At 69.3% G+C, this 3215-nt stretch carries 2 protein-coding genes; one reads left to right on the plus strand and one right to left on the minus strand.

What is annotated here, in order from left to right; all coding sequences use genetic code 11:
- The first annotated feature begins 278 nt into the window (after positions 1-278).
- Positions 279-1730 carry an HNH endonuclease signature motif containing protein gene (locus VFX99_RS01425; RefSeq protein ID WP_329664539.1) on the plus strand — a complete coding sequence of 484 codons (1452 nt, stop codon included), beginning with the start codon at positions 279-281 and terminating at the stop codon, positions 1728-1730.
- 45 nt (positions 1731-1775) lie between these two features.
- On the opposite strand, the gene VFX99_RS01430 is transcribed toward VFX99_RS01425, so the two are convergent.
- On the minus strand, positions 1776-3215 hold a 1440-nt coding region (locus tag VFX99_RS01430), incomplete at its 5' end, for a cysteine desulfurase-like protein (protein ID WP_329664540.1).

The following is a 3215-nucleotide window of genomic DNA, read 5'->3' on the forward strand; positions in this document are numbered from 1 at the left end:
GGGCCCAAGCTCGGGCTGCACAGCGTGGACCGCGAGACGTTCGAGCGCACCGCCAAGCCGAGCGCGGAGGTCTACGCCGAGCTCGTGCGAGAAGCGCGTGGCCTCTGAGTCGGTCGACCTGAGCGCTCGCCCGTTCTGGGCGTAGAAAGAGCTGCGAAGGCTGAATCGTTTCCTCCCCAGCAGGGGCCGATCGGGTCGATTCCAAAGGATCCGATTCATCATTTGATCTGGCCCTTTTCCGGCCGTGAATGTCGGAAGCCCTCGGCAGAATGGGGGTCATGAACAGCATCGCCGCGACACTCGACCGGGTCGGCGATGACCTCGCGAGCGTGGTCGGAGAGCTGTTCGCCGGCGACGTTGCCCGGGGTCTGTCTGAGACCGATGTGCTCGAGGTGATGGCGGCAGGGGCGCGGATCGTGAGGGCGGGCGAGGCGTTGCTGGTCGAGGCGACGACGCAGGCGTGCGACCGCTCCGACGGGCGGTTGCACGCGGACCGGATGACGACCCGGTTCGGGTGCCGCTCCGTGGGTGAGCTCGTGCAGCGAGTGACCCGGGTCTCGAAACAGCGCGCAGGCGATCTGGCGAGAGCCGCGCGGGCGGTCGTGCGACCGGTGGCCCTCACGACCGGAGGGCTGCTCCCAGCGGCGCTGCCCCACATGCGCGAGGCGCTGGCCGCCGCCGAGGTGGGCGTCGACGGGGTGGTGGCGGTGGCCGGCCCCCTCCTCACGTGCGGTGCAGGAACCGCGGCGATCCTGGCTGCCGACGAAGAGATCGCCGCGACCGCGCGGGGTGAGGGAGCGGATGCCGCGCCGCCGCCTTGCGCAGAGGATCTCCGCGCCATGGCGATGGTGTGGGCGATGTACCTCGATCAGGACGGGGCGGAGCCGAAGGAGCAACGGGCTCTGCGCAAGCGGGGGATCACGATCGGACCGTGCCGCGATGGCCTGCATCCCGTGCGAGGCAACGTCCTCCCCGAGGTCGCCGCGCAGATGCAGCGTGCGTTCGACAGCGTGCTGAACCCGAAACTCGACGGTCCCCCGGCGCCGGGCCGGCCGTTCTTCAGCGACTCCCGTGGCGCGACGGAGACCGTCGATCCGGACGACCCTGACGCACCGCTGACCGCGACAGCCGATGACCGCACGCGGGCGCAGAAGCAGCACGACGCGCTCGCCACGGTGCTCACCGTCGTCGCCGGGGCGGGCGCGCTGCCTACCCTGGGCGGTGCCGCGCCGACACTCGTCGTCTCGGTGCGACAGGAAGACCTCGCCACCGGTCGCGGCTTCGCGCACATCGACGGGAGCGACGAACCGATCTCCCTCGCATCCGCCCGACACATCGCGTGTTCCGGCGCCGTGCAGCGCGTGATCTTCGACGACTCCGGGCAGATCGTGCAGCTGGGATCACGGGAACGCGCATTCAACCACCACCAGCGTCGCGGGATCGGGCTTCGAGACGGCGGCTGCATCATCCCGGGCTGTCACGTGCGGGCCGACTGGTGCGAGATCCACCACGTTCAAGAGCATGCGCGGGGCGGACCGACTCATATCGACAACGGCGTTCTGCTGTGCTGGTTCCACCATCGCACCCTCGATTCGAGCGGCTGGGCGGTGCGGATGAACCACGGCATTCCGGAAGTGCGCGGCCCCTACTGGTGGGATTCGCGGGTGAAGTGGCGGCCCGTCACGAAATCGCCGACCCGGATGCGCGAACGGGTTGGGCGCAGGACGTGAGCAACACGGCTGACCGTCGCGGCGGTCAAGGAGTCGAACACGATCTCAGAGGTAGTCGTTCAGCGCCTCGAGCAATCGATCCACGTCGCTGCCGTCGGTGTACGGGGCGAGTCCGACGCGCAATCCGGCGCCGACCGGAAGGTTCAGCGCGCGGAACGGCTCGTACGCGTAGAAGCTCCCGGCGGGCGCCAGGATGTTCCGCTCCGCGAGGAACCGAGCCACCTCCACGGCGTCGTGCTCGGCGAACGTGAAGAAGAGCGTCGGAGTGCGTTCCTTCGCACGGGAGTGCAGGACCACGCGATCGGCGAACGAGTCCAGCCCGTCTTCGATCCGGCGGCGCAGCGCGAGTTCATGACCGTCGATGAGGCGATTGGCTGCGACGAGCCGATCTCGGCGCGTTCCGCCCGCGGGCGCGATATCCGCGATGAAGTCGACGGCAGCGGTGGTTCCCGCCATGATCTCGTAGGGCAGCGTCCCGAGTTCGAAGCGTTCGGGAACGGCGTCGGTCGACGGCAGCAGCTTGTCCGGCGTCAGCGACTCGAGCAGAGCCGGATCGGCGACCAGCGCGGCGCAGTGCGGGCCGAAGAACTTGTACGGCGAGCACACAAAGAAGTCCGCACCCAGCGCTCCGATGTCGACGGAGGCGTGCGCCGCGTAGTGCACCCCGTCGACGTAGACCAGCGCGCCGACCTCGTGCGCCCGTTCGGCGATTGCGGCGACCGGCGGGATGGTTCCCAGCAGATTGGATGCCGCCGTCACAGCGACCAGGCACGTCCGGCTGTTGATCACATCATGCAGGTCCGTCAGGTCCAGCTCGGCGGTACTCGGGTCGAGCCGGAGCCAGCGCACGACGATGCCTCCGGCGGCCGCCGCCTGCACCCAGGGGCGCACGTTGCAGTCGTGGTCCAGCTGCGTAACCACGATTTCGTCACCCTCGGTCCAGGTCTTGGCCAGTGCGCGCGAGAAGTCGTAGGTGATCTGCGTCGCGCTGCGGCCGTAGACGACTCCCCGGGAGTCTGCCGCGAGCAGGTCGGCGATCGCCTGGCGGAACTCGCTGATGGCGTGTTCGGCGTTGCGTTCGCTCGCGATCGAGTCGCCCCGGTTGGAGAGCGGGCCGGTGAGCACACGAGCGATGGCCGCACCGACGACCGCAGGGGTCTGAGTGCCGCCGGGGCCGTCGAAGTGCGCGATCCCGGATTCCAGCGACGGGAAGCCCGCGCGCAGGGATGGGGTGTCCAGTGTCACGTGTCCCCGCTCTCGAGGTGTTCGGCGGGCTGGGCCGCTCATTCGGGAAAGAGCGTACCGTTCTCGGGGATTCGGGCCTCCGCCGGCAAGCGAGAGCAGCAGATACAGCACGAACGTGACGACGAACGAGGGCACGGTGGCCCCGAAAGGCAGCGGCCAGACGTAGGCCCACACGTACGCGAGGACCGCGCCGACCACCCCCTCGTCCCGCGCCGCGTCCCTTCCGCGAGACTGCATCTG

It is taken from the genome of Microbacterium sp., from assembly GCF_036277215.1.
In the GTDB taxonomy this organism is placed as follows: domain Bacteria; phylum Actinomycetota; class Actinomycetes; order Actinomycetales; family Microbacteriaceae; genus Microbacterium.